Below are 25,374 nucleotides of genomic sequence, written 5' to 3'. Positions count from 1 at the left end.
GACGATACCGGACATACTTGTTACCTTTCTGGTAGCTACGCGTCCTGTTTGACCGAGATTGATCAAACGACCGGCGGACGGTGCGTCCAAGCCTCTAACAATCCGTGAAATGAAATCGCCGGTTTGTCCCAGACGGACTAACAAAGGTACCCCGAGCCGGCCCGAACCGGCCTCGAACTGGCCCCATCCCCATTGAAATTATTACGCTTTCTGCGTCGACCGTCAGCGTTTACGACCCGTTAACCACATTCAGCAAGGATCAACTCCAAATCAGAGCCGACTGCCGTCATCGCGTGGCGCGCGCGACGCTCGTTACTAAAGAGTTGATGGAGAACAGGCATGGCCCTCAAGGTCGAGCTCAGGCCGCACGAACGCATCATCGTCGGCAATTGCGTGATTACCAACACCGACCAGCGCGCCCGCCTCCTGATCGACGGCGACAACGTGCCGATCCTGCGCGAGCGCGACATCCTCACGCCGGAGACCGCCAACACGCCGGCCAAGCTGGTCTATCTGGCGGTCCAGCTCATGTACATCTCGCCCGATCCGCAGACCCAGCACGGCACCTACTTCAATCTCGTGCGCGACATCGTCACCGCCGTGCCGAGCGCCTGGCCGATCATCGAGGGCATCAACAACAACATCATGAGCGGCGATCTCTACCGGGCGCTGAAGGATGCGCGCAAGCTGATCGCCTATGAAGACAAGCTGCGGAATCAATACGAGGCCACCCATCCCAAGGATGACGTCAAAGGTGACGTCAGTACCGCGGCCTAAGCGCTTCGCCACATCACAATGGTCAACGCCCTGGACGAGGTCCGGGGCGTGTTCATTTCGGTCGCTCTCGAGCTCACTGTACCGCGAGCGGCGGCGCCTCGGTTTCGATCAGGCCTTGGCCCGATCGCCGCGAGCCGAACTCCAGCACGGCCGATACCAGCGCATCGATGTCGGTCTCATCCGTGCGGTGATTGACGATCGCGGCTCGGATCGCGAAGTTTCCGTCCAGCGTCGTGCTCGACGGCGCCGCAATGCCGGACTCCTGGACGTCGGCGACGATCTCGCGATTGATCGCATCGTCGGCGCGATAGCGGAAGCACACGATGTTGAGATTCACGGGGGCGAGCAATTCCAGCCGCGGCTCCGCGAGCACGCGCGACTCGAGATATCTTGCCAGCGCGCAGCTTCGCGCGATCACCGCGCCCAGCCGGTCGGTGCCGAACGTCTTCAGCGTGAACCAGGTCTTCAGCGCGCGGAAGCCGCGCGACAGATCCGGACCGAGATCGCAGGGCCAGACCGCGCCGGCCGCAAGCCCCCTCGCCTCGCGCCGCAGATAGGCCGCGGGCTGCGCGAACGCCTGCCGATGCCGCTCACCGTCGCGCACCAGCAAGAAGCCGGCGTCATAGGGCACTTGCCCCCATTTGTGGAAGTCGAGCGCGATCGAATCCGCCAGCTCGATGCCGTCCAGCAGCGGCGCGAGCTCTGGTGAGAGTATCGCGAGCGCGCCGAACGCGCCATCGACGTGGAACCAGATCCCCTCCTCGCGGCACAGCGCCGCGAGTGCCTTGAGATCGTCGATCGCGCCGATGTCGACCGTGCCGGCGGAGGCAACGACGAGAAACGGCTTGAACCCGACCTCGCGATCAATCGCGATCTGCGCACGCAGTGCGGCGACATCGATGCGATGATCGGCATCGACGTCGATCTTACGCAGCGCGTCGGTGCCGAGCCCCGCAATGTCCATTGCCCTGGAGATGCAGCCATGCGCGGCCCTCGAGGTGTAGGCCGTGAGCAGCGCGCCGTCATTGCCGATACCATGCTGCCGTGCCAGCGCGCCGAGCGCGCTCGAGCGCGCCACCAGCATAGCCATCAGATTGGCCATCGACGTGCCCGTGACGAAGAGGCCGCTGGCGCTCTCCGGGAAAGCGAACAGGGCGCGCATCCAATCGACGATCTGGCGCTCGACCTCGATCGGCATGTGATCCCGCCCGCCGAGATTGGCGTTGAGTCCCGCAGACAACATCTCGGCGAGCATGCCGACGGCGGTGCCGCCACCATGCACCCAACCCATGAAGCCGGGATGGACGTTGCCAGTCGCGTAAGGAGCGACGCTCTCGGAGAATTCGCGATAGACATCGGCGAGATCAGTTGCCCGACGTGGCACGTCGGCCCTGAACTTCGCGCGGACATCGTCGGGGATCGGCCGCCAGACCGGACGCGCACGGACGTTTGCAATGCCGTCGATCGTCTCGTCCAGCATGCGATGGGCGAGCGCGCGAAACTCGTTCCAGTCCTGCGGATCGAGCGAATTGCCGGTGACGGCTGCTTGCGTGTTGCGGATGATCTCGTTCATGTTGCACTCCCCTCGCCGGCCCCGGCGTGACGGGCCAGCATGGCCGTGAACGCCGCGAAGATCTTGCGCATCTGCGGCTGCTTGTACGGAAAGACGTCCGGCGAATCCATGTTGTGCACGACCGCGGTGTTGTCGGCCTCGAAGATCAGCAGCTCGCCGTCTTTGTTCTCGGCGCAATCGATCGTGAAATAGTCGAGCCCGACGCGCCCGGACATCTCCCCCAGCGCGCCACGATGACGCGCGGCGAAGGCATCGTCGAAGTCGCGCATGAATGCAGCCTCTTCCGAGCGCTTCTCTTCGCTGAACGCCATGTAGGCGTTGAGATACCAGATGTCCCAGCGGTCGGCGATCGCCATATGGCAGGCGTAGGGTTTGCCGTCGACGATGGCGAGACGATACTTGCGATAGAGCCCGTCGGCGCTCGCATAGTCGACGAAGCGCGCGACGAAGAATTCCTGCTCCTGCCTCTCGGCGAGATAGGCCGCGAGCGATGCGGCGTTGTCGAGCTTCGCCAGTCCCACGCCGGCATGCGAGCCGCGCGGCCGCGCGATCATCGGAAAATGCAGATCTCCGGTGAGGTCCGCGCAGCGGATCGTGCCTTGTGCAAGCGCCGACAATTGCGCGCGCGTGACGTTGACGGTTGCGGGAATGTCGAGACCGGTGGTACCCGCGAGCAACCGATGCAGCTTGTCGCGATCCAGATTGGCGATGCGGTCCGGATGATTGAGCAGCGGCCGCGGCCAGCGCGGCGCCGCCTGCTCGATCGCAGCAAGCGCCTCGCGGCACTCCTCGGAATCGGATGCGATGACAATCGCAATGTCGTGATCCGGCAGTGGATCAGGCAAACCGACTCCCTTGACGACGTAGAGCGTCATCAGCTCGATGTCGGAGCCTTCGAGCAGGAATTCGATCGGCGTATTGCCGCCCATGTCGATGGCGGCTGCCAGCGCAAGGACGCGCAGGGCCGGCTTTGTGACCGCGCAGGGCGAGCGAAACAATTGATGAAAGGCGAGCACCTCGGCCTGGATTGCGAGTCCCGCCTCCTTGTCGCCGAGAAGCTGGGCGATCAACGATAGATCGAGTCCTTCGCCGGCCTGCGCAGTGCCTTCCGCGATCCGGGCGACCAGCCGGTCGCGGAGCGGACGCAGATCGACGCCGTCAAAAGCCTGGTGAGTCAGCCGGGCAAAGCCGATGCGATCGGCATAGTTTGGTACGGTCACGCCGATCGGCGCGGAAACGGGATACTGCATTTCACACCTCGAACACGGACTTGCCCGGCAGAGCCGCGCCGTCCGCGCGGCCAAGCAGCAGCTCGATCTTCACCAGGACGTGGGCGATACTATCGAGGACATGCTGCAGATTGCGTTGCACCTGCGCTTCGTCCGCCGACCAGGCATCGGTCACGTTTCGCGCGCCGACGCACATGCGCCACGGGCCGCCGCCGTAGGCGAGCAGCGTGTCGAGCGGCGTGAAGACATCGCGCAGGCCATAGCGCGAGCCGCCGCCAAAGGGGCGCTCCGCTGCCTGCCAACGGGATGCGCCGATGCTCATCCCGAAAGACTCACGCCGCATCGGCCGCCGACGTCGCGGGTGCCGGCGCGAATTGCGAGGCGATGTCGCCGTGGAAGACAGACGGGCCGACATGATCGAGCGAGCTCTGGATGTCGGCCCAGATCTCGCCGCCGATGTCGGTCCAGCGCTTGCAGAAGGCGAAGTCCTCGGAAAGGTAGGTGCCGGTCGCCGGATCGATCATGCATTCGAACAGCGCGAACCGGTTGCAGCTCGCCGCCAGCGTGTCATGCGAATGCTCGCGGAAGAATTGCAAGCCCGCGTAGTTCGGATGGCGGCACATCGCCTCCAGTACGTGACGCCGGATCATCAGGAATCCGGTGCCGGCAAAACGCACACGGGTAAAGCCGTTGACCACCACGATGCGGTCGGGATCCTCGATCTCGAGGACATAGTCGAGCGAGGCTGCTGCCACGTCGGTCCGGCCTGCCGTGATCGCCCGCTTGGCCTTGTCCCAATTGACCCGCTTGATCGGGTAGCAGCCGGCGACGACGTCAGCCCCGCATTCGATCAGGCGGAACACCTGCTCCGGCTTGAAGCCGATGTCAGCGTCGACGAAAAGGAAATGCGTCGCATTGGGGTCGTCCAGGAACATCGCGACCAGATTGGCCCGCGCCCGCGTGATCAGCGCATCGCCATCGCGCAGCAGCACCTTTAGCTCGAGATTTGACATTCCGTGCACGGCACGCTGGAGCGCGAAGATCGAACTCGCATAGATGCTCGAGACCTGCCCGCCGAAGCAGGGCGTTGCTACCACGAGCTGCATCTTATCCGACATCGACGGCCCCCGCCCCCAACCTCAAACCCTCACCAAGAGGTAAACAGGCATGGTTAACGGCGACTTAACGCTCCTTAAAGGAACTTGACCAGCGAGAGCTGCGCGAGGTTCGCGGTGGTCTGGTAGGAGGCCTGGAGCGCGTTCTGGAGCGCCAGAATTTCGCTCGCCACCTGGTCGGGAGAGGCCGACTCCGCCTGGTCGATAATGCTCTGGAGCTGCGCCTTGGCCTGGGTCTGGCGCGTGGTCGCGTCCTTCATCGTGTTCTGGGCCATCGCGATATCGGTCTGGATGTCCTCGATGCGCTGCTGTCCGGGCTGCTGCGTCAGCGCCTGGGTCGTGCGCAGGCTCAGCGCCGCAACCTGCCCGCTTGAATATTGCCCGGTCGGCGAGGTCGAGAACGTGCCGAACACGGCGATCGCCTGGAGCTGCCGGCGGATCGCGTCCTCATCGGCCTGCGCGCCATATTGCACGGTGATGGAATCGTCGACCCGCGCCATCGCGGTCGAGCGCGGCGAGCCGGGCCCATCATTGCCCTGGTACCATTTCACGGTGTCGGCCGAGCCGTTCACCAACGTCGTCGCCGAGCTTGCTGGCGACGAGCCGACACGCAGCGGCGGCTGCGTTGCCGTGATCGGGGACGAACTGAAGCCAAGCGAGGTCATTGCCGCCGTGTTCGTGCTCGTGATGTTCAGGCTGGCAGCATCGTCGGTGTTGATCGTGATCACGCCGCCATGGATCGTCGATGGCTTCGATGTTCCCGTGATCGAGTCGATCTTGCTCAGCAGGGTCTGGATGCTGTCGGTGACGTTGAGCTGGTTGCCGGTCGCACCTGAATTGACGAATGTCAGCGTGGTCCCGTTCACAGTGATGGTGTTGCCGGCGGTGAAGCCGGGCGAGATCGAATCCGATGGGTTGGTGCCGGACAGCGCCGTCGCGCCCGTGGCCGTGGTCGAAGCCGGCGGTGCGGCCTGATTGGTGACCGCCGTAGTCCCGATCGCTAAACTCGCCGTGTTGAAGAAATTGTCGCCCGCCGTGACGGCGGACGCCGCCACCAACGATGTGTTGGCGAGCTTCTTGATGGCGTCGTTCAACGCCGCGTTGAGATTCGATACCGTGTTGGCTGGGTTGGGCGGAGTGCTCGTGTCGATCGCGAAGCTACCCGTCGGCGTCGGCGTGGCCCTGGACGCAGTCAGGTTGACCTGCTCTGTCGATCCGTCCGGCAGCGTGAACTGAACACTCAGCTTGTCGCCGTTGCTCGGATTGGTGCCGTTAAGATTGATCGAGAACGACACCGGCGAGCCGCTCGGGCCGGTGAGCGTTGCACCCGTCAGCGTCGAGGAGACCGCCGCGATTTTCAGGCCGAACGGCGAGGTGGCAGAATCTTCCGCCACCGTGATCGAACTCCCAGTCTGCGTCTGCACCAGCCGTCCCATGCCGTTGGCACCGAGGTCGGCCGCCTGTCGCTCGGCCATCACAGTCTTCAGCCCCGCCTGTGTCGTGGTGCCATTGATGATGATGCCCGCGTCCGCGACCGACTGTGTATTGACGGCCGTTCCGGAGAACAGATAGCGATTGCCCGACTGCGTGTTGAGCACGCCGACCATCGAGCCGAACTGGGCGGCAGCGGTGTTCTGCGCGATGGTCTGTCCGTTGACGTTGAGATCCTGCGCGGTGTTAGCCGAGCCCGTCTGCACCGTATTGCGGATCGTCGTCAGCGACTGCAGCGCCGTGTTGGCGAGGTTGATGTTGACGTTGACGTTGGTGATCGTGTCGGTATAGGCGCCGATGTTGGAAAGCTGTGCGCGCGAGGCGATGGCAAAGCCTTCGTTGGTGCCCATGCCCGAGTAATTCTGCGACAGCTTGCCCGTGGAGAGCTGCGTCGACAGGTCGGTGAGCTGCTGATTGATGTTGCGGATCTGCGCGCCGAGGACCGACGAGGAGTAGTTGATACTGCTGATCGACATCTTTCAGAGCCCTGTACTGGTTACACTTGAGCCTGGATCAAGGTGTTCATCATGCTCTGCACCACCGACATGACGTGGGCGTTGGCGGCGTAGGCGTTCTGGAGCTGGATCAGGTTCGACATCTCCGAGTCGAGGTTGACGCTGGAGGTCGAGTTGAACTTGGCCTGGAGCGTCGACACCACGACACTCTGCCCTTGCTGGAGCTGGGTCGCCTGCGTCGACGCGTTGCTCTGAACGCTGAGGAACTGCTGGAGGTAGTTCGAGACGCTGCCGGTGAAAGGCTGGCTCGCCGAGCCGAGGCCGGTCTGCGGTGAATATGAGAACACCGCCGTGGTGAGCTGCGAATAGAGATAGTCCGAGCGGGTGGTGTCGCCTGCGGGCGTCACCGGCGAGGTGCTGTAGACCGACAGCCGGGTCGGATCGGCGGCCAGCGACGTGTTCACCGCGATGCGTCCGGCAAGGCCGGTCATCTGCGAGCCCGATGCCGTAATCGCGCCGGTATACAGCGCCTGGCCACCGTCGGTGAACAGCGGCAATTGCGGATTGCCCGAGGTCAGCGACGAGATCGTCTTGGTGCTGGACGAGGAATTGACCTTGGCGAGGCCGGTGTTGTCGTCCGTGATCCGCAGCGTCGTGGCGGTGGCCGGAGATGGGGCGGCGGAGAACGTCAGATGTGACCCGGCAAGCGCGGTGTTGAGCGCGGAGGCGATCGCGCCCATGCCGCCGGAGAAGTTCACACCGACCCGCATCGGGTTGGCATTGGTGGCGTTCTGGAGTGGCAGCGCCGCCGGATCGGTGACGTTGACCAGCGTGATCTGGCGCTGGGTGTTGGTCGTCGTGTCCGTGTAGGTGATGTTGACGGTGTTGCCGGGCTGCGCACCGGCGAGGTCGACGTCGAAGCCCGCCGGCGGGCCGGAAACCGTGCTGCCGGCCGTGGTCTTGTCGGACAGCGCGCTCGCCATCGTCGCAGCGAGCTGGTCGATCTGGTTCTGCGCCTGCACCAGGGTCTGGTCGCGCAGCTTCAGATCGGCCGCGATCTGGCCCGAGGAGACCACGTTGTTGGCGACGACGTCGACCTGCGAGCCGTTCGGCAGCCTGATGTTGAACGCACCGACGCCGGACTTGGCCGGATCGGTATTGTAGAGCGAGGTCGCCCCGAGCGCGCCGGCCGACGCGAAGGAGAATTGCGAGGCGAGCCCGGCGCCGACGAGCTGGATGCCGGTGTTGGTGAAGATGTTGGCCTGGTTCGAACCGTCGGTGACGACGCGGACGTCGACATATTTCGACAGCGTATTGATGGCCTGGTCGCGCTGATCCATCAACGTCGCGGCGGACGGATCGTTCGCCGACAGGCCTTGCAGCTTGGTGTTGATGTCGGCGATCTTCTGCATCGCCGCGTTCGCCTGCTGCGCCGAGGTGCCGAGATCCTGCTCGACGTTGGAGCGCAGCGACTGGATACCCTTGGTCGTGACGTTGAGCTGCTGTGCCAGCGTCTGTGCCGCACCGAGAGCGACCGTCTGAGCCGACGAGGAACCTGCGCTTGTCGACAGCGCCTGCAGCGCCGAGGTGAAATTGTTCAGCGCAGTTTCGAGCGTTCCGTCATTGCCGGGCGTGCCGTAGACATTCTGAAGCTGCTTCAGAATGTTGGCCATCTGGTCGGCGTAGCCGCTGCCGCCGGTCTCGGTGCGGAGCTGGTTCAGCACGTAGGTGTCGAGCTCCCGGCTGACGCCGGTCGTCATCGCCGTCGAGCCGAAGTCGCCGGTGGTGACCTCGATCTGGTTCGGCGTCTGGACGACGTAACCCGGCGTCTGCGAGTTTGCGACGTTCGAGGAGACGATCGAGAGCGCGGCCTGGTTGGCACGCAGGCCGCTCATCGCACTGGCGAGGGCTGAACTCAAACCCATGTTGACTGGCCGCCTTTGGTTACGTTACGCGCCGATCAGCGCAACACGTTGAGGAGGTCCTGCACCATCGAATTCGCCGTCGTGATCACCTTGGTGTTGGCCGAATAGGCCTGCTGGGTCACGATCAGCTTGGTGAATTCGTCGGCGATGTCGGTGTTGGATCCTTCCAGCGACGAGCCGCTGATGGTGCCGGATGCGCCGGCGATGGCCGGGCCCGACTGGTCGGTTACCGCGTAGGCGCCGCCGTCGAGCGCCTTCAGGTAGTTGGTGCCGTTGAAGTGCGACAGCGTCACCGCGGCGAGGTCGAGGTTCTGGCCGTTGGAGAAGGTGCCGACCACGAGGCCGTTGTTGTTGACGGCGACCGAGCGGAGCTGACCGGCGGCGTAGCCGTTCTGCGTGATGGTGTTGATCGTGACCGCGCCGCTGGTGCTGGCATATTGCGTCAGTCCGCCGGAAGAGATGTTGAAGGCGACCGAGCCGAGCGACTGACCGCTGACGACAACGTTGTTGATGGTGATGCCCGAGCCGCTCGGCGACGTCAGCGAGCCGTCGCTGGCGAAGGTGAAAGCCTGTCCAGTGTTGACCCAGCCGACCGTCGTGCCGGTCGCGTTGGGGTCGGTCTGGTAGAACAGGTTCCAGGTGTCGGAATGACCTGCGCCGAGCGAGGCGCTGTCGGTCTTGGCCCAGCGCAGTTGCAGGTTCACCGGCGTACCGGCGGCGTTATATGCGGTCACCGCACCACCGCTGATCGACTCCTTGGTGAAGGTGGCGATATCGTTGCCGATCACGGTGCCGGTGCCGGCGGTGCCGCCGCCGTCGCGGTTCTTGCTGATGGACGAGGTGAATCCGAGCGCAGCGAAGGCTGCGCTGTTAGAACTGGACACTGTCAGGTTAGAGGCGGTGCCGGTGTTCAGAGTGATCACGCCGGCGCTGCTGATCGAGGAGCCCGATGCGCCGCTGAGCGCGTCGATCTTGCCGAGCAGCGTTGTGATGTTGTCGGTGACGTTGATCTGGTTCGGGCCGGATGCACCCGAAGCCACGAAGGTCAGCGTCTGACCGTTCACCGTGATGGTGTCGGCGGGAGGTCCTGCCGAGAAGCCCGATGAGAGCACTTCCGCACCGCCGGCGGTCGCGGTGCCGCTGAGTACCGTCGCACCAGTGATGGCAGGCGTGGACAGCACGTTGCCGCCGCGGGTCACGCTACTGATACCGAGCGCGGTGGCCGCCGTGCCGCTGCCGATCGCCACGTCGGTGCCGGTGCCGGTCGAGATCTGGATGTTGCCGCTGGCGCTTAGCGACGCCGTGACGCCGGCGCCGCCGGCGGTCTGGATCGCGTTCAGGATATCGGACACCGTGGCCGTCGTACCCGCGCCGAGACCGATCGTGGTGTTGCTGCCGACCGTCGAGACGGTGGTGCCGGCGTTGAAGGTGATCGTATTGCCGTTGATGGTCAGCGTCTGGCCACTCAGCGCGGTGAGGATACTGGAGGCGAGATGCGTGCCCGCGGAGTTATCGAGGGAGGTGGTTGTGGAGGCTACCGCCGAGGAATTGTTCTGGAGCGCAACCGTGCCCGTTCCGGTCGTTGACGAGTAGGCCGAGCGGACGTTGCCAGTCGCGGCTGCGCCGGAGACCGTCGCATTCGTATAGGGTGCCGGCGGCGTACCTACCGGCAGCGGGTTGGCGGAGAAGTCCGACGGGTTGAGCCCGCCGGCCGCGAGCAGCGATCCGCTCTGCGCCGTCGAGCTTGCCACCGTGTTCGGTTGGGTCGGCAGGTTCGCCGCGTACTGGATTGAAGTCGTCGCCTGCGCCGGGATGAAGTTGTTCTGGAATTGCAGCACCGTCGGCACGTTACCGAGCGGGTTGCCGGTCTTCGGGTCGACCGCGACGCCCATCAGGTAGTAACCGGCGCCGTTGACCAGATTGCCGTTGGCATTGACCTGGAAGTCGCCGCGGCGGGTGTAATAGGTGACGCCGTTGAACACCGGCACGTTGTCGACGACACCGCTCGCCTTCTGCACCGAGAAGAAGCCGTCGCCGGTGATCGCCATGTTGGTGGCGACGCTGGAGGCCGAGATTGTGCCTTGCGTCGTGATGGTCGCCTGCGCATGCGCGGTGACGCCGCCGGCGACCTGCTTGCTCGGCACGGAGGAGTCGGGGATGAGATCCTCGAAGCTGGTCCCGATGCCCTTGTAACCGGTGGTGGATGAGTTCGCGATGTTGCCGGAAATGTTCTGAAGCGCATAGGACTGCGCCTGCAGGCCACCCACCGAGGTGTTCATTGCATCGAAGATACCCATAACTTTGTCTCCAAATCCGATCTCGGCGGCCGGTCGACCCATGGCCGCAGTCGAAAGGAGACGTCGCAAGGCCTATGCCAATGCGGTATCTTAAGAAAATCAATGGCTTAAATAGTGATGCCCCGGCTGGATGACCGGGGCACAATTGCCGGGCCGGCAACAATTGCCGGGATCCGACCTACGTCGCGGACGGCGTCGCCGGGTGGAAGACCAGCCCGAAACCGTCGATGCAGTAGCGCAGTCCGGTCGGCTTCGGACCATCGTCGAAGACATGGCCGAGATGGCCGCCGCAGCGGCGGCAATGCACCTCGGTGCGGACCATGCCGTAGGTCCGATCTTCGGTCTTGCCGACATTGCCCTCGATCGGCTGGTAGAAGCTCGGCCAGCCCGTGCCGCTCTCGAACTTGGTGTCGGACGAGAACAGCGGCAGGTCGCAGCCGGCACAGGCAAAGACGCCTTTGCGGTGCTCCTTGAGAAGCGGGCTGGAGCCCGGCCGCTCGGTGCCATGGTTACGCAAGATTTCGTATTGCTGCGGCGTGAGTTGGGCACGCCACTCGGCCTCGGTCTTCTCGATCTCGAACTTTTCCGCGGCCTTCTCACCGGCCTCGGCAGGTGATGCTCGCAGCCAGCGGAGGGCCGAAAGGCCGAACAGGCCGGCGACAGTCGTCAACAGGATGCGGCGGTCAAACATCTCTTTCTCCGTGCGCTGGCCAAGTCCACGCGCTGAGATACGGGTTCTAACGACCGACGTTACACCGTCAGGCGGAGATTTTTCTCAACTTATTGCGAGAGAGGTTCCTCCTCCCCGGCCCTGCTGCCTGCCACTGGTGCCCGTTCCGGCGGGGCGGCAGGCCGCACCGGCGGGTGCCCTGGGTGCGGGCGCCGCGGACCCGTACCTGCGGCCCGGTTGGCTTCGGCGAGCCGCGCCTCCCGCTCACGCTCCTTGACCCGCGCCTTTTCGCGATAGCGGGCCAACGAGCCCGCGGCGCTGGAACTCGCCCTGGTCCAAATCCCGACGAGCTGGCCTGCAACCCTTCCCGTCGCGCCTCCCGCCCACACCAGCTCGAACGGCGAGAACAGCCGCCAGCGCTCGTCTCCCCTCAGGATGCTACGCGCGATCAATTGTCCGGCCATGGCCGAGGTGTTCATGCCCTGGCGGCCAAAACCGCTCGCCACCCACAGACCTTTGCGCAGCTCGCCGATCTGCGGCATGCCGTGCACGGTCTGTCCGGTGGCGCCGCCGAACATGTCGGCGATCTCGACATTGCCGAGCTCGGGGAAGATGGTCCGGATCCGCCGCCTGACGGCGCCGGCGAAACGCTGCGGGCGTGCGGCCCAGGTGGTTTCCGGGCTCTCCCACATCAGCCGGTCGCCATCGACGATGCGGAAATGGTCGATGCCGTCGGAATCCATCACCGAGCCCTTGAATGCGATGATGTCATGGATGCGCTCGCCGAGCGGCGCGGTGATCCCGGCATAGCGCGACACCGGCAGCAACGTCTCCGACAAGCGCTTCAATGGCGCGCCAAGATGGATGTTTCCCGCGAGCACGATGTGAGTGGCGCGCAGCCGCGCCGACGGTGTGACGATGCGCTTGCGGATGCCGGAATGATCGATGCTGACCACCGGCGTATCCTCGAAGATGCGCGCACCCGCCCGCCGCGCCAACGCCGCAAGACCATGCACATATTTGCGCCCGTCGACCTGGAATGCCCTCGGATAGTACACGCCGTGGAAATACCGATCGGTCCCGAGCACGTCGCGGACGCGATCGACCTGCCAGCCCTCGACTTCCGTGTCGAAATCCTCATTGAGCATCTGCAAGCGGCTGATCAGCCGGTCGCCGGCATCGACATTGGATACTTCCAGCACGCCGTCGCTAACGCCAATGCCCGGCATGTTCGCCTCGGTGGCATTGGCGCGAACGAACTCGGCCCCCTCCTTCGACAGCGTCCACAATTCGCGCGCGTCCTCGAACCCGATGCGCTCGACCAGCTCGGCAAGCGGCAGCGCGAAGCCCGGCATCACCGTGCCGAGCTGGTTGCCCGAGGCGTTCCAGCCGACGTGACGCCCCTCGAGCACGGCGACGCTGGCGCCGAGCCGGGCCGCCTCCAGCGCCACGGAAAGCCCGGCGAGACCGGCGCCGATGACACAGATGTCGGCGTCGAGATCGAATGTCAGCAGCTCGCGCTCACGAAAGCCGGCTTCTTCTTTCTGGGACATGCTTGTGAAAGTCTCGCTCATGCCGTTTTCTTAAAGGACCGATCCGGCGCTTGTCATCTTGTCCGCAACCGGCGTCTGTAGATTATCCAGGACGCGTAACGATTCGAGAATGCCATGCGCCGTTTGATGCTGCTGCGTCACGCCAAGACCGAGACTGACGCACCCAGCGGCCGTGACCGGGATCGCCGGCTCGACGACCGCGGCCACAGGGATGCGGCGCAAATGGGGGACTGGCTGGCCGCCCATCCGCCGTTCCCCGAGGTCGTGCTGGTGTCTCACGCCGTCCGGGCGAGGCAGACCTGGGACATTGCCTGGGAGACGATGAAGGACCGCGTCGCAGCGCCGCAGGTCGAAATCCTGCCGGAACTCTACGGCGCCGATCCGGCGCAGATCCTGGATTCCATTCGCACTGCAACCGCGCCCGCCGCCCCCAGGCGGCTGATGCTGATCGGCCACAATCCCGGCATGCATGAGGTCGCCCTGATGCTGATGGGCGGCGGCGATCCGGCCGGCGCCAAGGCGCTCGCCCACAACCTGCCTACCGCGGGACTTGCGATCTTCGACTTTGACGTCAAGGATTGGGAAGACGTGGCCTACCGCCGCGGCAAGCTGGTGCTGTTCGTCAGCCCCAAGCTGCTTCGACTGGGATGAGACGCGCGGGCGCCGTCTCGACCGGTTGATCCAGCTTGATCAATAGGGAGGCGCAGATGTTCAAGTCCATTCTCGTGCCCATCGACCTCGCCGACACCGATCTGGCAAAGCCGGCGATTGCGACCGCGGCGACGCTGTCGCAGACTTGGAGCGGAACGATACGGCTGCTCAACGTGCTGCCGATGACGCCGGTTATGCTCGCCGAATATGTGCCGGCGGATTTCGACGAGCAGCAGCGCCAGACCTCGGAGGAAGCGCTCGCCATCGTCGCACGCGAGTCCGGCATCGAGCCGGCGCGCATCTCCAGCGTGGTGCGCCAGGGCGGCATCTATCACGAGATTTTGGAGGAAGCGGCCCACATGAAGGCCGATTTGATCGTCATGACCTCGCACCGGCCGGCGATGCGCACCTATTTCCTGGGCTCAAATGCCGGGCATGTCGTGCGCTACGCCAAGTGCTCGGTGCTGGTCGTACGGCACTAACCTTCGCGCCTATTCCGTCATTGTGAGCGCAGCGAAGCAATCCAGACTGCCGCCGCGGAACGATTCTGGATTGCTTCGCTGCGCTCGCAATGACGATGGTCAGGCATTGCACGCCTCTCGATAGGTCATCATGCCCGGGCATATTCCGGGCATGACGGTCGTCGAAACACCTCTACAGATACCGCGTCAGCTCGGCCTTGACCTGCCCGTAGACGGCGTCCTCGATCTGGCAGCGCGTGATCCCGATGTCGCGCAGCGCGCGGTCGTCGAGCTCGTTCAGCGTCTTGATGGCGGAGCGGCGCTCCAGGCGCTCGAACAGCGCATAGGCGCCGCTGGCAAGCGCGCGGAAAAATCCGCCCGATGGGCGTAAATTCTGCCCGGCAGTTTGCGAGATCGTGGTCATTGTTCTTCTCCGGCGTAGCATCCCGCGCGGCGCAGCCGATGCCGTTGGCGCACACGCCTGGCGAGGCGCCTGCACCTTTGTGCCCTCGGATTGCTCTCGCACTCCTCGGTTCAATCGCGGAACTTGATGGAACTTAAATGCTCCAGTACAATTCTCGGTGCAAGAAAAACATTGCTCTCGGTGCAATAATGTCCAAGTTCGAGTATGTGAAGCTGGCCGACGCCATTGCGGCCGATATCTCTAACGGGACGTTAAAACCGGGCGACCGGCTGCCGCCGCAGCGCAATTTTGCCTATGACCGCGGCATTGCGGTCTCGACCGCGAGCCGGGTTTATACCGAGCTGCTGCGCCGCGGGCTCGTGGTCGGCGAGGTCGGCCGCGGCACCTTCATCTCCGGCGACGTCAAGCGCGAGATCGAAGTGATGAGCGAGCCGCGCGACGCACGCATCGATTTCGAGGTCAATTATCCGCTGTTGCCGCAGCAATGGGCGATGATCGCCAAGAGCCTTGCGGGACTGGAGCGCATCGACGCGCTCGAATCCGTGCTGCGCGCCTCGACCAGCACCGGCACGAAGAGCGCGCGCAATGCCGCGGCCGCCTATCTCGCGCGCAAGGAGTGGACGCCGCAGGCCGACCAGATCGTCTTTACCGCCAACGGCAAGCAATCGATTGCCGCCGCGCTCGCCGCACTCGTGCCGACGGGCGGCCGTTGCGGCGTCGAGGCGCTTACCTACCCCTACGTCAAGAGTATCGCGGCACGGCTCGGGGTCACCCTCGTCCCGATCGCGATGGACGAGTACGGCGCGCGTCCCGACGCGGTCCAGAAGGCGCATCGCGAGGCACACCTCACCGCGCTGTATATCCAGCCCACGATCCACAATCCGCTCGGCGTCACCATGAATGCGGCGCGCCGCGCGGACATCATCCGCGTCGCCGAGAAGCTCGAACTCACCATCATCGAGGACACCGTCTACGGCTTCCTCGCCGACGAAACGCCGCTAGCCGCGCTCGCCCCGGACCGCTGCCTCGTGCTCGACAGCCTGTCCAAGAAGGTCGCTCCGGGTCTCGCGCTCGGCATCCTGGTCGCGCCACCTCGCCTGCGCGAGAGCGTGATGAGCGCGGTCCGGACCGGCGGATGGATCGCCTCGGGCCATGCGCTCGCAGCCGGGCAACGGCTGATGGCCGACGGCACGGTCGCCGAGCTGACACGGCTGAAGCGCATCGACGCCACACGACGCCAGCAGGCTGCAGCGCGGCATCTCGCCGGCTATCAGATCTCGGCCGACACGCGCTCGTATCATCTGTGGCTCACGCTGCCGCCGCATTGGCGCTCGCAGACCTTCGTCGCCGCAGCAGCCCGGCGCGGCATCGCGCTGACGCCGTCCTCGACGTTTGCGATCGCACATGGTCACGCGCCGAACGCCGTGCGGCTCGCCCTCGCACCGCCCTCGCCCGAGCAGCTCGATGCCGGCCTGCGCACGATTGCCTCCTTGCTCGGCACCAAGGAAGAGGATTTCGACTCGACGGAGTAGCGCGAGTGCCTTCGCCGCTCAGCCTTGCGGCCATTCCGCGATAAAGCCCCTCGCCTTGTACGGCTCGATCTTGTCCCATTCGTGCAAGATGCGGCGGCGGAATTCGGCATCGGTGTGCCAGAGCGCGCGCGGGGTTGGAAAGCTGTCGACTGTGAGCAGCATCTTCGTAACATCCGGCCAATGCCGGTGCAGCGTCATCGGGTAGCGCCGCGCGGTCCAGGTGTTGCCGAGGCAGATCACGCTGCGGATGTTTTGCAGTCCCAGCGCCGCGTCGATGATCGGCAGCGAGAGGATCACGTTCTCGCCGGTGTTCATCGCGCGATGTTCCTCCAGGATCCGGTCCGCCGGAATGCCTGCCGCGGCCATCGCCGCCTTGATGATCGTGCACTCGGATTGCTCCGAGCCCGGCGTCACGCCGCCGCTGACAATAGACCAGCGGAAATAGCCGTCGCGCCAGAGCCGCGCGGCGGCCTCGACGCGCAACGCGACGTCCTCGCGCGTGCCGAACATGAACAACAGGTCGGCCGGCAAGAGTGGCGTATCGATCAGATGGGTCCGGTTGATCTCGGCGACCTCATCGGCCGTCGGCACGCGGATGCTGCGATCCATGGCTGACATGGTCGCACGATGCGACACCGTCGCCCGGTCGCGAAGTCACGTTTGATTGCGGCCGGTTGCAGGCCTAGGCAGCAAGGACTGCGGCAGACGATCGAAAGTATAGGTCCGCGGCTGGTTGCGCCGCACGAAGCCGCCGATCTGCCAGGCGAACAAGGCAGCAAAGCCGATCACGAACAGTGCGCCGGCGAATTCGCCGACCATGAGCGCACGGATCAGGAGCCCGGCCATCGCCACCGCCAGCATCGCCAGAAGCGCAAGCGCCGCCGCATAGGTTTTGCGCCCGAGCCCTGCAGTCAGCACCGCGCGGCTGCCGGCTTTCGCCATCCGCGCATGCAATTCCACGATGAAGTCGCGATAGCCATTGTCCTGCGGCGCCATCAGGGCCGCGCTCTGCCAGCTCGTCGACAGGATCGCGATGCGGCCGCCGCCCGCACGGCTGACATCTGCACGAAAGCGGCGCTGCTGCATCGACACCGGGCGGAACGACAGCCGGATCGCGCTGATCTCGTCATAGCGCCACAGGCCGGAGCGGCCGGCGATGTGCCAGGACAGGCCATTATCGGTCAGCTCGAAGCGGTGCGCCGAGCCGATCAGCGAGGCCTTGTAGGCGTAGCTTGTGACTGAAGCGGCCTGCGCCTCGGAAACCTGCATCTTGATGACCGATCCCGTCCGCGATCGGCTTGCGCGATCGCCCTCCGCCATCCTACAAGCGAGGCATGGCTGAGACGATCTTTTTTCCGCGCCGTCTGATTCTCGGGGCTGCCGTGATTTCCGGCGTGCTGCTCGCGCTCGCGGTGCACATGCTGGGAGCGCGCTACGGGCTCGACCTCGGCGGCCTCTGGCGCTCGGACACGCACGAATTCATGCCGGCGGGTGCGGCGATCGCCTGGTGGCTGATTGCAACGGTCGGCTTTTCCGGCGGCTACTTCACCGCCACGCTGATGCACAGCGCCGTTTCCGGCCAGATCCCGCAGCGGATGCGGCAGTTCCTGATCGCGGTCGGCGTGCTTCTGCTTGCCGGTGCGGGCCAGGCGGCGTCCGCGCCGAGCACGATCTCGACCGCCTCCGCCGTGCTTGCGGGCCTTGCCGCGCTCAGCCTCGGCGCCGTGATGGCATTTTGCGGCGCGCATTTCGCGCTACGCCGCGGATAACCCTTACGCCGAGGCGCGCAGCCGCGGCCGTTCCAGCATCATCGCCACGTCGGAGGCCGGCCTCGGCTTGCTGAACAGATAACCCTGCGCCTGGGTGCAGCCTTCACGCCGCAGCAGTTCGAGCTGCGCGTCGTTCTCGACACCTTCCGCCGTGGTCACGATGCCGAGGCTTCGCCCCAGGCCCGTCACGGCGCGGATGATCGCCATGGAGTCCTCGCGGGTCGCAAGCTCCGACACGAAGGAGCGGTCGATCTTGATCTTGTCGAACGGGAAGCTGCGCAGATAGCTCAGCGAGGAATAGCCGGTGCCGAAATCGTCGAGCGAGATCCGCACGCCCTTGGCGCGCAGCTCGTGCAGGATGGCAAGCGTCGCCTCGCTGTTCTGGAGCAGGACGGACTCGGTGATCTCGAGTTCGAGGCGACGCGCCGCAAGTCCCGACGATTCCAGTGCGTCGACGACGGATGCAATCAGGTTCGGGCTCTTGAACTGGACCGGCGACAGGTTGACGGCGACGCCGATATCGTCCGGCCAGGTCGCCGCATCCGCGCAGGCGCGACGCAGCACGAGCTCGCCGAGCTGCACGATCAGTCCGGTCTCCTCGGCCAGCGGAATGAAGCTGATGGGCGAGATCAGGCCGCGCTGCGGATGGTTCCAGCGCAGCAGCGCTTCGAAGGCGACGACGCGATCGCTGGCAACGTCGCGGATCGGCTGGTAGTGGACCTCGAACTCGCTCCGTTGCAGCGCCGCGCGCAAATCCATTTCCAGAAGGCGCCGCGCTTGCGCGCGCGCATCCATGCCTGCCTCGAAGAAGCGATAGGTGCCGCGGCCGTCCGCCTTGGCGCGGTACAGCGCCAGGTCGGCATTCTTCAACAGCTCGTCCGGATTGCTGCCGTCCTGCGGCGACAGCGAGATGCCGATCGAGACACCGATCACGATCTGATGATCGGCAATCTCGTAGGGCGCGGAAATCACCTCGACGAGGCGGCCGGCGAGGACCGTCGCGGCGGCCTCTTCCGACCGGCCGAGCTGGACTACGGCGAACTCGTCGCCGCCGAGACGCGCCACGGTGTCGTTCTCCCCGACGCAGGCGGCGAGCCTGCGGCCGACCTGCTGCAGCAGCGCATCGCCGATCGGATGACCGAGGGAATCGTTGATGTCCTTGAAGTGATCGAGATCGAGGCAGAGCACCGCGAGCTGATCGTTCGCCTTCGCCACGCGAAGCCCCTGCTCCAGCCGCTCGTGGAACAGCATGCGGTTCGGCAGATTGGTGAGCGCATCGTGGCGTGCCATGTGCGAGATCTTCGCCTGCGCCTCGAGCCATTCAGTGATGTCCTCGAAGGTCGCGACCCAGCCGCCGCCCTGCATCGGCTGGTTGACGACGCGGATCGAGCGGCCGAACCGCTTGACAACATCGGTCGTCGTACGGCCGCCGCGGGCGTCCTCCACGATACGCGCGAAGAACTGGTCGGGATCGCCGTTCCACTGACCCTTAGCTTGCTCTTCCTTCAAGACATCGAGGAGCAGGCGGCCGGTGAGCTGCATGTCGGAGCGGCGCAGCATCGCCGCATAGCGCTCATTGAACAGCAGGATCTTGCCCTCGGAATCGAACATGCACAGCCCCTGCGACATGTTCTCGAGCGCGGTGTCCAGCACGACCTGCTGACGTCCCAGCTCACCCTTGGCGCGGCGGTCGAGCAGCGCCGCCACGAGCGCAATCGCGATGATCGCGACCGCAGCGCTGGCGGTGAGGAAGGACATCGAAGCCGGCGGGATCGACAACCCGCCGATCGCGCGCGCGGGATCGGGCGTCAACTGCACCGCGCCCATGGCCGTGAAATGATGTGAGACGATGGCGACGGTCAGCAGGACTGTCGCGCCCAGAGCGTCCGACAGGCTGTCGCTTCGTCCAGCGACGAACAAGGCAAGCGATCCGAAAATGATGCCGAGCACGATCGATACCGTCACGGTACCGGTCGCCCAACTGATATCCGCGGGGATATCGAGCGCCATCATGCCGGTATAGTGCATCGCTGCCACGCCGCCACCGACGACGGCGCCGCCAAGCGCGACCAGGGGACGGCGCGTGGTCGACACCGAGATGCTCAGCCCGATGAAGGTGACGGCGATCGCAAAGATGAGCGAGAGGAGCGTCACCGGAATGTCGTAGGCGCCCGCGGCGCCGGGACCATAGGCCAGCATCGCGATGAAATGCGTTGCCCAGATGCCGCCGCCGGCGACAGCAGCGTCGAGCGTGATCCACGCCACACGAGCCCCTCCGTGCGCCGCGCGCGCCCGGTGAAACAGGCTGATCGCCGCCGCGCTGGCGAGCAGGCACACCGCGCCGCCGAGCGCGACGAGGCGCCAATCATGCTCGTCGGTGAGACAGTAAAGAACTTGGTACATGGCCAGCCCCTGTTGGACCTGCACTTGAGCCCACAGAGGTGGATAGTCGGTAACTGGCTACAAACCGGTTTCCGAAATGGTGAACAGAGAATGTGTGCGCTCGCTCACATTGTTCATGCGCGCGGCGATGCGCCGAGTCCGATCACGGCGGCCGCAAGCAGCAGCACGGCGGCTGAAACGAGCAGCGACAGATGCAGGCCCGCCATGAACGCGCCTTCGCCCGCGACCAGGGAGCCGAACAGCGCGACGCCTAGCACGCTACCGGTCTGCCGCGTCGCGTTAAGGACTCCGGCGGCAATGCCGGAGCGGGCCTTCTCCGCACTGCCCAATAAGGTCGAGGTTAACGGTGGCACGAGCAGCCCGAGCCCGCCGCTGATCGCGATGAGCTGCGCGCAGATCGCCCAGTAGCTCGTCCCGGCGCCGATCCAGAGCAGGCCGATGCAGCCGAGCGCCGAAATGCAGGTGCCGACGACGATCGTCGGGCATGGGCCGATGCGCTCGGCCACGCGCGGCGCCAGCAGGTTGACCGGCAGCACGGCGCCCATCATCGGCACGAAGGCAAGCCCGGTCCACCACGCCGACAGCCCATTGATCCTCTGAAAGTACAGGCTGAGCACGAAGATCAGGCCGTAGATCGCAACGTTTACAAGAAGGCCGACGAGCGAGGTCAGTGCGAACAGCCGATGGCTGAACAGCGACAGCGGCAGCATCGGCTGCGCTGCGCGGCTCTCCTGCCATACGAACAGTCCTCCGAGGATCGCGGCCGCGGCGAAGGCTCCGAACACGGCGGGATGGGCCCAGCCGAGCGCGCCGGCTTCGATGATCGCACCGGCGAGTGCACCCAGCGCGCCGATCGCAGCGAGTTGGCCGGGCAGGTCGATCTCGCGCGAGGGGGCGCGCGTAGTCTCGTCGGCATAGTGCCAGGTCAGCCACAGGCCCATCACGCCGATGGGCAGATTGACCAGAAAGATCGCGCGCCAGCCGACCAGCGTAATCAGGCCACCGCCGATGAAGGGGCCTGCGGTGAGCGCCAGGCTCGCGCCGGCGGCCCACACCGCAACGCCGCGGCCGCGCGCGCGATCATCCGCGTAGGCATGGTTCAGCAGCGCCAGCGAATTCGGCACCAGGATCGCCGCCGCCAGTCCCTGGGCCAGCCGCGCCCCGATCAGCACGGCCGCATTGGGCGACAGCGCGCAGGCGAGCGAGGCCGCGGTGAAGATGGCGAACCCTGCCATGAAGATGCGCTTGGCGCCGATGCGGTCGCCGAGCGCGCCGGCGGTCAGGATGAAGGCCGCAAAGGCGATGGTGTAGGCGCTGACCACCCATTGCAGTTCGGCGACACCGCCGCCGAGCGTCTTGCCCATCGCATCGAGCGCGGTATTGACGATAGTGACGTCGAGCTGCACCACGCCATAGCCGAGACTCATGGCAGCAAGCGTCAGTGAAGACGCGGCTTGCGCGTTCCGTGCGTTCCTTGCCTGCGGCAACGATTGCAGCTCGAGAGATTTTACCGGCATGATCCACCTCGATGTTTGCGGGTGAACGCAACCATTAGGCTTCCGTTGCGTGATCATGCTTCGGCTCTGATCGAAGCATTGCCGCGCGACGAATCGTATCTTTCAGCAGAATGCATCGAAGTCTCGGCCCTGCTCGCCACGCAGGCCGGATCCCCATGGTGACATGGGAACAGCGCGAGATTGCTTCGTGTTGATCCCCTCAATTCTCTTCAAGGCAGCGAAGTCATGGCAAGAGTTGGCAACACCTCGATTCCATCATCGGCAAGATGGGAGTTCGGCAAGAGCGCAACCGTCGTTGCGGTCGCCTGCATGATCGGCGCACTGTTCGCCGGCAGCACGATCGCAACCCCGCTCTACGTCATCTACAAGCAGCAGTTCGGTTTCTCCCAGATCACGTTGACCTTGATCTATGCCGTTTACGTCGTCGGAAACCTGACCGCGCTTCTGGTGTTTGGCCGGATCTCCGACGAGATCGGACGCCGGCGCGCTGCGGCCATTGCCATGGGCATCGCCATCGTGGGCGCGCTCGTGTTCCTGTTAGCGCGCGGGGTTGCCTCGCTTTACGTTGCACGGGTGCTGAGCGGCCTTGCGATCGGGATCGGCGCAGGAACCGGCACTGCGTGGCTTGCGGAACTGATCGCCGAACAGGATCGTTCGCGCGCCACCGTGATCGCGACGGTCGCGAACTTCACCGGCCTTGGTCTCGGCGCGTTGGTTGCCGGTCTGCTGGCCGAATATGTCGCGCTTCCGCTGCGAATACCGTTCGTTGCTTATCTCGCAACGCTGGTCGTGGTCGCGGCACTTCTTGCCTTTGCCCGCGAGACCGTGGAGCGGCCGCTCGGTACATTTGCCCGGGTGTCGATACGGCCGCGTGCGAGCGTCCCATCATCCATCCGGTCCCGGTTCGTCGCGCCGGCGGTGACCGGTTTCGGCGCCATGGCCCTCGTCGCCTTCTTCGCCGCGCTCGCTCCGAGCGTGCTCGCGAACGAGCTGCACGAAGCCAGCCACGCCGTTGCAGGAGCGATCTTCCTCGAGCTTGCGGCCGCCGTGGCCCTCGTCATCGCCCTGACCCGCTCGCTGTCGAGCCGCACCGCGATGCTATGGTCGCTCGGTCTCATGCTGCCGAGCCTTGCGCTGCTCGTGATCGCACAGTTCATGGAGTCGCTGGGCATCATGATCGCGGCCACCGCGATCTGCGGAGTGGCGGCGGGCCTCGGCTATCGCGGCAGCCTGCAGGTGGTAAACCAGATCGCGCCCGATGATCGGCGCGCCGAGGTGGTCTCGGCCTATTTCATCTGCTGTTTCCTCGGCAACGCGCTTCCGGTCATCGGCATCGGCATCCTCTCGACCCTGATCAGCTCGACCGTGGCGAGTCTGGTCTTTGCCGTGACCATCGCAGTCTTTGCGGTGGTCGCACTGGCGTTTGGGCTGAAATACCAGGTCGAGTAGGCGCAGCCGCAAAAAGAAACGCTGCACGGGACGCGCGGCGTTTTCCTGACAAAAGGCATCTCGCCTCAGCTTGCCGCGCGCAGGTTCACGTTGCTCTCGGCGAGTGAGGTCAGCTTCTTGTCGGTCGCCTTCTCTTCCTCGAGCGTCTTGGCGAGAACCGCTGCGCAGTCGTTGCGGCCGAGCTGCTTGGCCCAGGCGATCAGGCTGCCATAACGCACGATCTCGTAGTGCTCGGCAGCTTGCGCTGCGTTGATCAGGGCCGCGTCGAGCACCGCCTTGTCGGCGACTTCGCCGGTCGTGTCATCGGTCTCTTCGATGATCCCGTCGATCGCTGGGCAGTCGATCGCCTTCACGGCGACGCCGTGCATCCTGAACACTTCCTCAAGACGCGTGACGTGCTGCTTTGTCTCTTCCAGATGCGTCAAAAAGCCCTGCTTCAACTGTGGATCGGTGGCCCTATTGGCCATCTTGGGCAGCGCCTTGGTGAGTTGCTGCTCGGCGTAATAGATGTCCTGGAGCTGATGCACGAACAGGTCGTTCATGGTTTTGATATCTTTTGTGAACAGTCCCATCGTTCCAATCCTCGGGAGTTTGGGAACAGGACGGCGCGGGCTTGCACGCAAGGCCTATCCCGCCATGTTCGATTGCTGATGCGGCGCTAACCGGCACATTGCGCCGACGTTCCGAAAAAGCTCGCATTCGTTTGCGCTGGAACAATGCCGGCGGAAGACCCGCGACTCAAATCCTTAACGGACCGCAATGTGTAGCACGTATGACAAAAGCGGCCGGGTCAGATGGAGAACCCATCCTTGTCAAGGGCTGCACAAGTCGACGTTTTTGCCCTAATGGATTAGATCATGCCTAGCGATCGGCGCCCCCACTTTTGGTAGCGATCGCGCCCCGATCAGCCTGCGAGCCGGATCGGGCGGTCTTGCCCCCACCGGGAGGATGAATGCACGGACTGCTGCCCGCGCTGAAACGCGGCTTCAAACGATGGATCGGCTGGCGACGCCTCGGAATTGCCGCGAGCGTCATGATCATCGCCTTCGCGATCACTACACTGGTACGGACCCTCAAGGGCATCGATACCAGCGTCATCCTGACCGCGTTAACCGAGATTCCCCGTGGAAACATCGGGCTTGCCGCGATTTGTGTGCTCTTCGCGTTCTGTACGCTGACCTTCTATGACTTTTTTGCGCTGCGCACGATCGGTAAGAAACACGTTCCCTATCGCATTGCGGCGCTCTCCAGCTTCACCTCCTATTCGATCGGCCACAATATCGGTGCCACCGTCTTCACCGGTGGGGCGATCCGATTCCGGATCTATTCGGATTACGGGTTGAACGCGATCGACGTCGCCAAAATCTGTTTCCTCTCCGGCCTGACCTTCTGGCTCGGTAACATCTTCGTGCTCTCGATCGGCATGGCCATCCATCCGGACGCGGCCTCGGCGATGGATCAGCTCCCCTCGGCGATTAACCGTCTGATCGCATTGGGCGGTCTCGCCTCGATTGGCGCCTATCTGGTCTGGCTGTCCATGGGCGAGAAGCGTCGCGAGCTCGGCCAGAAGGGTTGGAAGGTGGTACTGCCGTCCGCCCCGCTGACGCTGGTGCAGATCCTGATCGGCGTAGTCGACCTCGGCTTCTGCGCCACCGCGATGTACCTGTTGATGCCGGCCAATCCGCCGATCGACTTCATGTCGCTCGCGGTGGTCTTCATCCTGGCGACGCTTCTCGGTTTCGCCAGCCATGCCCCCGGCTCGATCGGCGTGTTCGACGCCGCCATGCTGGTGGCGCTGCCGGAGTTCGGACGCGAGCAGCTCCTGGCCACTCTCCTGGTGTTCCGCATCCTCTATTTCGTAATTCCGTTCGGCCTTGCCATTTCCATCATGGGCACCCGCGAGCTCTGGATGAACGTGGTCGAACCATGGCAGGAGCGGCGGCGGCTGGCGGAGGCCTGCGCCCAGGCCAACCTACCCAAGCAGGTGACGCCGATGGAGCGCGAGCGGCCGTTGCGGCAGGCCAACAAGCGGTAAGGCGCTGGACGGGCGGCCTTAAACCGGTCAGACAAACGTCGCAGGCGG

General features: G+C 64.7%; 22 protein-coding genes. 7 read left to right on the top strand and 15 right to left on the bottom strand.

Annotated features, from left to right (window positions below; all coding sequences use genetic code 11):
- The first annotated feature begins 339 nt into the window (after nucleotides 1–339).
- Nucleotides 340–777, top strand: a complete 438-nt coding sequence (gene flbT, locus MTX21_RS40015; RefSeq protein WP_280969913.1) for a flagellar biosynthesis repressor FlbT — start codon at nucleotides 340–342, stop codon at nucleotides 775–777.
- Nucleotides 778–850: 73 nt separating this feature from the next.
- On the opposite strand, the gene MTX21_RS40010 is transcribed toward flbT, so the two are convergent.
- The 9 genes from MTX21_RS40010 to MTX21_RS39970 form a co-directional block, all read right to left on the bottom strand.
- Nucleotides 851–2,350 (bottom strand): aspartate aminotransferase family protein, encoded by a 1,500-nt coding sequence (locus MTX21_RS40010; protein ID WP_280969912.1) that lies wholly within the window; start codon nucleotides 2,348–2,350, stop codon nucleotides 851–853.
- Entirely contained in the window at nucleotides 2,347–3,600 is a 1,254-nt protein-coding gene (locus MTX21_RS40005; RefSeq protein ID WP_280969911.1) for a hypothetical protein, read from the bottom strand. Before MTX21_RS40005 ends, MTX21_RS40010 begins: the two co-directional genes overlap by 4 nt.
- Nucleotide 3,601: 1 nt before the next feature.
- Complete coding sequence (locus tag MTX21_RS40000; RefSeq protein WP_280969910.1) at nucleotides 3,602–3,901, bottom strand: hypothetical protein; 300 nt, start codon at nucleotides 3,899–3,901, stop codon at nucleotides 3,602–3,604.
- A 10-nt stretch (nucleotides 3,902–3,911) separates the two neighbouring features.
- Complete coding sequence (locus MTX21_RS39995) at nucleotides 3,912–4,697, bottom strand: hypothetical protein (protein ID WP_280969909.1); 786 nt, start codon at nucleotides 4,695–4,697, stop codon at nucleotides 3,912–3,914.
- 74 nt (nucleotides 4,698–4,771) lie between these two features.
- Entirely contained in the window at nucleotides 4,772–6,661 is a 1,890-nt protein-coding gene (locus MTX21_RS39990; protein ID WP_280969908.1) for a flagellar protein, read from the bottom strand.
- A gap of 20 nt (nucleotides 6,662–6,681) precedes the next feature.
- Nucleotides 6,682–8,565, bottom strand: a complete 1,884-nt coding sequence (gene flgK / locus MTX21_RS39985) for a flagellar hook-associated protein FlgK (protein WP_280969907.1) — start codon at nucleotides 8,563–8,565, stop codon at nucleotides 6,682–6,684.
- Nucleotides 8,566–8,600: 35 nt separating this feature from the next.
- Nucleotides 8,601–10,862, bottom strand: coding sequence for a flagellar hook-basal body complex protein (locus MTX21_RS39980; protein ID WP_280969906.1), 2,262 nt, complete (start codon nucleotides 10,860–10,862; stop codon nucleotides 8,601–8,603).
- Nucleotides 10,863–11,040: 178 nt separating this feature from the next.
- Entirely contained in the window at nucleotides 11,041–11,553 is a 513-nt protein-coding gene (gene msrB / locus MTX21_RS39975; protein ID WP_280969905.1) for a peptide-methionine (R)-S-oxide reductase MsrB, read from the bottom strand.
- 89 nt (nucleotides 11,554–11,642) lie between these two features.
- Nucleotides 11,643–13,106, bottom strand: coding sequence for an FAD-binding oxidoreductase (locus tag MTX21_RS39970; protein WP_280969904.1), 1,464 nt, complete (start codon nucleotides 13,104–13,106; stop codon nucleotides 11,643–11,645).
- A gap of 93 nt (nucleotides 13,107–13,199) precedes the next feature.
- Between MTX21_RS39970 and MTX21_RS39965 the strand changes: the two genes are divergently transcribed.
- Nucleotides 13,200–13,736, top strand: coding sequence for a histidine phosphatase family protein (locus MTX21_RS39965; protein ID WP_280969903.1), 537 nt, complete (start codon nucleotides 13,200–13,202; stop codon nucleotides 13,734–13,736).
- A 56-nt stretch (nucleotides 13,737–13,792) separates the two neighbouring features.
- Nucleotides 13,793–14,218 (top strand): universal stress protein, encoded by a 426-nt coding sequence (locus MTX21_RS39960; protein WP_280969902.1) that lies wholly within the window; start codon nucleotides 13,793–13,795, stop codon nucleotides 14,216–14,218.
- Between the two features lie 172 nt (nucleotides 14,219–14,390).
- Here MTX21_RS39960 and MTX21_RS39955 read toward each other — a convergent pair whose 3' ends face one another.
- Nucleotides 14,391–14,621, bottom strand: a complete 231-nt coding sequence (locus tag MTX21_RS39955; RefSeq protein ID WP_280969901.1) for a DUF1127 domain-containing protein — start codon at nucleotides 14,619–14,621, stop codon at nucleotides 14,391–14,393.
- A 188-nt stretch (nucleotides 14,622–14,809) separates the two neighbouring features.
- On the opposite strand from MTX21_RS39955, the gene MTX21_RS39950 reads away from it, so the two are divergent.
- Nucleotides 14,810–16,153 (top strand): PLP-dependent aminotransferase family protein, encoded by a 1,344-nt coding sequence (locus MTX21_RS39950; RefSeq protein WP_280969900.1) that lies wholly within the window; start codon nucleotides 14,810–14,812, stop codon nucleotides 16,151–16,153.
- An 18-nt stretch (nucleotides 16,154–16,171) separates the two neighbouring features.
- Here MTX21_RS39950 and MTX21_RS39945 read toward each other — a convergent pair whose 3' ends face one another.
- Both MTX21_RS39945 and MTX21_RS39940 read right to left on the bottom strand, forming a co-directional pair.
- Nucleotides 16,172–16,771, bottom strand: coding sequence for a YdcF family protein (locus MTX21_RS39945; RefSeq protein ID WP_280969899.1), 600 nt, complete (start codon nucleotides 16,769–16,771; stop codon nucleotides 16,172–16,174).
- Nucleotides 16,772–16,807: 36 nt separating this feature from the next.
- The gene (locus MTX21_RS39940) at nucleotides 16,808–17,422 is read right to left on the bottom strand and encodes a hypothetical protein (protein ID WP_280969898.1); all 615 of its coding nucleotides are present in this window, start codon (nucleotides 17,420–17,422) and stop codon (nucleotides 16,808–16,810) included.
- A 65-nt stretch (nucleotides 17,423–17,487) separates the two neighbouring features.
- Between MTX21_RS39940 and MTX21_RS39935 the strand changes: the two genes are divergently transcribed.
- Entirely contained in the window at nucleotides 17,488–17,922 is a 435-nt protein-coding gene (locus tag MTX21_RS39935; RefSeq protein ID WP_280969897.1) for a hypothetical protein, read from the top strand.
- Between the two features lie 3 nt (nucleotides 17,923–17,925).
- Here MTX21_RS39935 and MTX21_RS39930 read toward each other — a convergent pair whose 3' ends face one another.
- Both MTX21_RS39930 and MTX21_RS39925 read right to left on the bottom strand, forming a co-directional pair.
- On the bottom strand, nucleotides 17,926–20,325 hold the full coding sequence (locus MTX21_RS39930; RefSeq protein ID WP_280969896.1) for an EAL domain-containing protein: 2,400 nt from the start codon (nucleotides 20,323–20,325) through the stop codon (nucleotides 17,926–17,928).
- Nucleotides 20,326–20,438: 113 nt separating this feature from the next.
- Nucleotides 20,439–21,842 (bottom strand): MFS transporter, encoded by a 1,404-nt coding sequence (locus MTX21_RS39925; protein WP_280969895.1) that lies wholly within the window; start codon nucleotides 21,840–21,842, stop codon nucleotides 20,439–20,441.
- A 225-nt stretch (nucleotides 21,843–22,067) separates the two neighbouring features.
- On the opposite strand from MTX21_RS39925, the gene MTX21_RS39920 reads away from it, so the two are divergent.
- Nucleotides 22,068–23,291 (top strand): MFS transporter, encoded by a 1,224-nt coding sequence (locus MTX21_RS39920; RefSeq protein WP_280969894.1) that lies wholly within the window; start codon nucleotides 22,068–22,070, stop codon nucleotides 23,289–23,291.
- 65 nt (nucleotides 23,292–23,356) lie between these two features.
- Here MTX21_RS39920 and MTX21_RS39915 read toward each other — a convergent pair whose 3' ends face one another.
- The gene (locus MTX21_RS39915; protein ID WP_280969893.1) at nucleotides 23,357–23,863 is read right to left on the bottom strand and encodes a ferritin-like domain-containing protein; all 507 of its coding nucleotides are present in this window, start codon (nucleotides 23,861–23,863) and stop codon (nucleotides 23,357–23,359) included.
- Between the two features lie 380 nt (nucleotides 23,864–24,243).
- Between MTX21_RS39915 and MTX21_RS39910 the strand changes: the two genes are divergently transcribed.
- A complete protein-coding gene (locus MTX21_RS39910; protein WP_280969892.1) occupies nucleotides 24,244–25,326 on the top strand; it encodes a YbhN family protein in 1,083 nt (360 codons plus the stop codon).
- Nucleotides 25,327–25,374 lie beyond the last annotated feature (48 nt).

Origin of the sequence: Bradyrhizobium sp. ISRA430, from assembly GCF_029909975.1 — a bacterium.
Classification (GTDB): domain Bacteria; phylum Pseudomonadota; class Alphaproteobacteria; order Rhizobiales; family Xanthobacteraceae; genus Bradyrhizobium.
The sequence above is the reverse complement of the archived record's forward strand: the minus strand, read 5'-3'. Positions and strand labels throughout refer to the sequence as shown.

Excerpts from the sequence above, each read along its gene's own strand:
- MTX21_RS39945 (WP_280969899.1), bottom strand. The coding sequence starts at position 16,771 with ATGTCAGCCATGGATCGCAGCATCCGCGTGCCGACGGCCGATGAGGTC.
- MTX21_RS39935 (WP_280969897.1), top strand. The coding sequence starts at position 17,488 with ATGGCTGAGACGATCTTTTTTCCGCGCCGTCTGATTCTCGGGGCTGCC.
- flbT (WP_280969913.1), top strand. The coding sequence starts at position 340 with ATGGCCCTCAAGGTCGAGCTCAGGCCGCACGAACGCATCATCGTCGGC.
- MTX21_RS39990 (WP_280969908.1), bottom strand. The coding sequence starts at position 6,661 with ATGTCGATCAGCAGTATCAACTACTCCTCGTCGGTCCTCGGCGCGCAG.
- MTX21_RS39930 (WP_280969896.1), bottom strand. The coding sequence starts at position 20,325 with ATGTACCAAGTTCTTTACTGTCTCACCGACGAGCATGATTGGCGCCTC.
- MTX21_RS39995 (WP_280969909.1), bottom strand. The coding sequence starts at position 4,697 with ATGTCGGATAAGATGCAGCTCGTGGTAGCAACGCCCTGCTTCGGCGGG.
- MTX21_RS39970 (WP_280969904.1), bottom strand. The coding sequence starts at position 13,106 with ATGAGCGAGACTTTCACAAGCATGTCCCAGAAAGAAGAAGCCGGCTTT.
- MTX21_RS39920 (WP_280969894.1), top strand. The coding sequence starts at position 22,068 with ATGGCAAGAGTTGGCAACACCTCGATTCCATCATCGGCAAGATGGGAG.
- MTX21_RS39955 (WP_280969901.1), bottom strand. The coding sequence starts at position 14,621 with ATGACCACGATCTCGCAAACTGCCGGGCAGAATTTACGCCCATCGGGC.
- MTX21_RS40005 (WP_280969911.1), bottom strand. The coding sequence starts at position 3,600 with ATGCAGTATCCCGTTTCCGCGCCGATCGGCGTGACCGTACCAAACTAT.
- MTX21_RS39950 (WP_280969900.1), top strand. The coding sequence starts at position 14,810 with ATGTCCAAGTTCGAGTATGTGAAGCTGGCCGACGCCATTGCGGCCGAT.
- MTX21_RS40000 (WP_280969910.1), bottom strand. The coding sequence starts at position 3,901 with ATGAGCATCGGCGCATCCCGTTGGCAGGCAGCGGAGCGCCCCTTTGGC.
- MTX21_RS39910 (WP_280969892.1), top strand. The coding sequence starts at position 24,244 with ATGCACGGACTGCTGCCCGCGCTGAAACGCGGCTTCAAACGATGGATC.
- msrB (WP_280969905.1), bottom strand. The coding sequence starts at position 11,553 with ATGTTTGACCGCCGCATCCTGTTGACGACTGTCGCCGGCCTGTTCGGC.
- MTX21_RS39940 (WP_280969898.1), bottom strand. The coding sequence starts at position 17,422 with ATGCAGGTTTCCGAGGCGCAGGCCGCTTCAGTCACAAGCTACGCCTAC.
- MTX21_RS39965 (WP_280969903.1), top strand. The coding sequence starts at position 13,200 with ATGCGCCGTTTGATGCTGCTGCGTCACGCCAAGACCGAGACTGACGCA.
- MTX21_RS39915 (WP_280969893.1), bottom strand. The coding sequence starts at position 23,863 with ATGGGACTGTTCACAAAAGATATCAAAACCATGAACGACCTGTTCGTG.
- MTX21_RS39980 (WP_280969906.1), bottom strand. The coding sequence starts at position 10,862 with ATGGGTATCTTCGATGCAATGAACACCTCGGTGGGTGGCCTGCAGGCG.
- MTX21_RS40010 (WP_280969912.1), bottom strand. The coding sequence starts at position 2,350 with ATGAACGAGATCATCCGCAACACGCAAGCAGCCGTCACCGGCAATTCG.
- MTX21_RS39960 (WP_280969902.1), top strand. The coding sequence starts at position 13,793 with ATGTTCAAGTCCATTCTCGTGCCCATCGACCTCGCCGACACCGATCTG.
- flgK (WP_280969907.1), bottom strand. The coding sequence starts at position 8,565 with ATGGGTTTGAGTTCAGCCCTCGCCAGTGCGATGAGCGGCCTGCGTGCC.
- MTX21_RS39925 (WP_280969895.1), bottom strand. The coding sequence starts at position 21,842 with ATGCCGGTAAAATCTCTCGAGCTGCAATCGTTGCCGCAGGCAAGGAAC.